Origin of the sequence: Campylobacter sp. BCW_6468, from assembly GCF_001762865.1 — a bacterium.
Lineage (GTDB): Bacteria > Campylobacterota > Campylobacteria > Campylobacterales > Campylobacteraceae > Campylobacter_D > Campylobacter_D jejuni.
Window position 1 is genome coordinate 1 of the sequence record NZ_MJXQ01000037.1, and the last position, 4326, is coordinate 4326.

Here is a 4326-nt window from a genome sequence, read left to right on the forward strand (position 1 = left end):
AGACTTAGTTCAGGTCTTAGAATCAACTCCGCAGCAGATGATGCTTCAGGGATGGCGATAGCAGATAGTTTAAGATCTCAAGCTAATACTTTAGGTCAAGCTATATCTAATGGTAACGATGCTTTAGGTATCTTACAAACTGCTGATAAGGCTATGGATGAGCAACTTAAAATCTTAGATACAATCAAAACTAAGGCAACTCAAGCGGCTCAAGATGGACAAAGTTTAAAAACAAGAACTATGCTTCAAGCAGATATCAACCGTTTAATGGAAGAACTTGACAATATCGCAAATACTACTTCATTTAACGGTAAACAACTTTTAAGTGGAAATTTTATCAATCAAGAATTTCAAATCGGCGCAAGTTCAAATCAAACTATAAAAGCTACTATAGGAGCAACCCAGTCTTCTAAGATAGGTTTAACACGCTTTGAAACAGGAGGAAGAATTTCAACTAGTGGCGAAGTGCAATTTACTCTTAAAAATTACAATGGTATAGATGATTTTCAGTTTCAAAAAGTTGTGATTTCAACTTCAGTTGGAACAGGACTTGGAGCCTTAGCAGATGAGATCAATAAAAATGCTGATAAAACAGGTGTTAGAGCTACTTTTACAGTAGAGACTCGAGGTATGGCTGCAGTTAGAGCAGGAACTACTTCAGATGACTTTGCTATTAATGGGGTAAAAATCGGTAAAGTAGATTACAAAGATGGTGATGGAAACGGTGCTTTAGTTGCTGCAATCAATTCGGTTAAAGATACTACTGGAGTTGAAGCTTCAATCGATGCTAATGGACAACTTTTACTTACTTCAAGAGAAGGTAGAGGGATTAAAATCGATGGTAATATAGGTGGAGGTGCCTTTATCAATGCTGATATGAAAGAAAACTATGGCCGCTTGTCTTTAGTTAAAAATGATGGTAAAGATATTTTAATCAGCGGTAGCAATCTTTCTTCTGCAGGCTTTGGTGCAACTCAATTTATCTCTCAAGCTTCTGTTTCTTTAAGAGAATCAAAAGGAAGATTTGATGCTAATATCGCTGATGCTATGGGATTTGGTTCTGTAAATAAAGGAGTTATGTTAGCTGGAGTTTCTTCTGTTAGCGCTTATATGAGTAGTGCAGGAAGTGGATTTTCGGCAGGTTCAGGTTATTCTGTAGGTAGTGGTAAGAATTATTCTGCTGTACTTACTACTAATGCAATAACTATTTCAGCTGCTTCGCAACTTTCTGCGGTATATAATGTTTCTGCAGGTTCAGGTTTTTCTAGTCAAAGCGGACTTTCTCAGTTTGCAACTATGAAAACAACTGCTTTTGGAGTAAAAGATGAAACAGCAGGTGTTACCACACTTAAAGGTGCTATGGCTGTGATGGATATAGCTGAAACAGCCACAACAAATCTTGATCAAATCAGAGCCGACATTGGTTCGGTGCAAAATCAACTTCAAGTGACTATAAACAACATTACCGTAACTCAAGTAAACGTTAAAGCAGCAGAATCAACCATAAGAGATGTAGACTTTGCAGCTGAAAGTGCAAATTTTTCTAAATATAACATCCTTGCACAGTCAGGTTCTTATGCTATGAGTCAGGCTAATGCAGTGCAGCAAAATGTTTTAAAACTTCTTCAATAATTTCTTAGATGCTTTTATGCATCTAAGCTTTTAAAGTGCTTTTTTCTTTTCTAAAAAGTCTTGCAAAGGTAAAATAGCGATTTTAAGTCTTTTGTCTTGAGCTTCTAAAAGTTCTATGATATTTTCCATCAAAGATTCATGCGCATAAATCCAAGCAAAAAGTTTATTTTGTTTATCAGATTCATCTTTGATATCTTTAAGATATAAAGGCGTTAATATACTTTGTTCATGATGCAAAGTAGGGCCTAAAATTTCTTGCAAAAAGAGATATTTTTTATTTGAAAGTTTTTCTTTGATTTTGTCTATATTCTGGTTTATTTGTTCAAGAGAGAGCTTGTTTTTTCCATGGGTAAGATTGTGAATTTGTTTTTGAACTTTTTTACACTCTTTTTTAAAATTCAAAGATAAATTCATATTTTTTTTGATTTTTTGATAGATTTTTAATCCGAGTTTTACTTGTTCTTTAGTATTTAAAACTTGTAATTTTTTAAATTTTTTATCTTTTTTATTTTCGAGTAAATTTTCGCAAAGTTCTTTAAAAGGTTTTTCTATAGCGCTTTCTATCCTAGCACCTCCTTCAGTGCAATTATAAGTTTTACTTTTGCTAAAAGCAATGAAATTTTCAAAAATTTGTCTAAAAAGTGTCCAAATTTCAGAACTTTGAACTTTTCCATTTCCTCCATAAGCTGTAGTGCTAAATCTATCTAAGTCCCTTTCATAGTCTCCATTATGTAAATTAGCATGGATAAAACCTTGAGAGTGTGTTTGCCCATCTTTGGCATAAGCCAAATCCTGACCTATGAGAATGATGTTTTTATGTCCTAAATTTTCAGCCAGTTCATAAGCCATATGAGATACACTCATACCCGCGTTAATATATCCATAATCGTCTAGCTCCAAGTATCTAGCAAAAGGCTGGCCTTTTATGATTAAAATGTATTTTCTTTGATTTTTTTTAAGATAAGAAATGGTTTTTTTATGCACCAAAGAAGCTACTAGAAAAATGATGTCTTTATCAAAATCTTTAAAATTATTATTAAAACATTCAGCTACTATTTCATCGCGTTCCAACATACAAACATAATCAGGCTTTATACCATGTTTAGCTAAAATAGGATAAGAAGAATCCGCACAAAAAATTGTAGCTTTACTAGCATATTTTTTTAATAAAGGCAATTGTTTAGTAAGAGATGGTCCTGTAGAAACAATGATAGCTGTATCACTTATACCCTTTCTTTTAGAAAGTAATTCTTTATAACTAGGATGAGTAATCATTTGAGGAAGATTATAAACAAATTGTTCTATGCCTTGAAGAGCATCAAGAGGATCATTTCCACGCATAAGATTGTGATTTTTGATGATTTGCATATTGAGTTTATTAAGTTTTAAAATATCTTCTTTATAGTGTTCATAAAAATCATTAGCAATGTGTAGATTATAAGAACGATAAAACAAATCCCCTATCAAACGAAAAACTTTATCCATTTTAGGAAGATTAATATCATCATGATGTAAAATAATGAGTCGCCCTAAGCTTAAATCTTTGCTAAAATCTATGAAATTTAAAGCCAAAAAGATAAGTTCTAATTCTTTTTCAAAGATGATTATTCTTTTAAGTGCTTGATTTTGAAGTAGAATTTTATATAAAATTCCATTTCCAAAACCATAAAAAAAAAGCATAGGATAGCGTGTAAAATCTTTAAAATATTCTAAATTTTTTTCAAGCTCTTTGATGGGATCTTGATACATTTTTTTTAAATTTCTTTTTTTTATGATATTGATATCAAGATTATCTTTTCCTTGAGTGAAAGTAAATTCTCTAAGCTCTTTTAGATCCTCAAGTTTTTTGCGTAAGTTGTTATACTCAAAACCGCTTAAAGCTTTTAAATTTTTGTTAAAATTATTTTCTTCTCTCACCTTCTCACCCTTTCCATCCATTTATCTAATTTTCTTTCTTTAAGTTTTTCTTCTAAAGGAAGTATATTTTTAATCAAAGCATTTTCTTGTGCTTTAATATGTCCATAAACTAATTCCATAAATTCTAAATGTTCTTTTATCCAAAGAATACTTTTATTAAAAGCATCTTCTTTGGTTTTAGGATTTAAGACATAAATTCTAGCAAGATTAAGTTCAAATTGTGTCAGTAAAGGACCTAAAATTTGTATCAAATCTTTTTGAGTATTGTAAAGTTCATCTATTTGAGTTTTGGTTTTGTCTATATCTTGAATAATTTCTTGAATAAAAATTTCATTTTTTTGAGAATTTTGTAAACTCATAAAAGAGTTTTTTATTTTATCATAAACTTTAATAAAATTATCGTTAAAATCTCTACAATGTTTAATACTTTGATAAACTTTATAATAAGCCTTAAGTAAAAACTCATTTTGTTTATTTAAACTTAAAGGTTCTAATTTTTCAAAAGGTTTATTTAAATCTTTATCAAGTAAATTCTCACAAGCCCAAAGAAAAGGTTTTTCTATGGCTCCTTTTATCCTTGCTCCCCCTTCGGTGCAGTTGTAAACTTTAGTATCTAAATATTTTTGTATTTTTTCTATGTCTTGTTCTAAATTTTGTTTAAACATAAGCCAAACATGATGAGTTTTAACTTCTCCTTTCCCCCCATAAGCCTCGGTTAAAATATGTTCATACATTTGACTTTCATAATTAGCTGAATTTTGATAATCATCAGGATGA

2 protein-coding genes and 1 pseudogene are annotated in these 4326 nt (G+C 30.8%); 1 reads left to right on the top strand and 2 read right to left on the bottom strand.

The annotated features are described in order from the left end of the window. Positions 1–1632 (top strand): flagellin A (locus tag AJ889_RS05605; RefSeq protein ID WP_070293294.1); only part of this gene is annotated, 1632 nt, incomplete at its 5' end. A 30-nt stretch (positions 1633–1662) separates the two neighbouring features. On the opposite strand, the gene AJ889_RS05610 is transcribed toward AJ889_RS05605, so the two are convergent. Together AJ889_RS05610 and AJ889_RS05615 are read right to left on the bottom strand one after the other, a co-directional pair. Continuing rightward, positions 1663–3549 carry a motility associated factor glycosyltransferase family protein gene (locus tag AJ889_RS05610; protein ID WP_083265139.1) on the bottom strand — a complete coding sequence of 629 codons (1887 nt, stop codon included), beginning with the start codon at positions 3547–3549 and terminating at the stop codon, positions 1663–1665. After that, positions 3546–4326, bottom strand: a pseudogene (locus tag AJ889_RS05615) (DUF115 domain-containing protein); the annotation flags it as partial. The gene AJ889_RS05610 and the pseudogene AJ889_RS05615, both read right to left, overlap by 4 nt.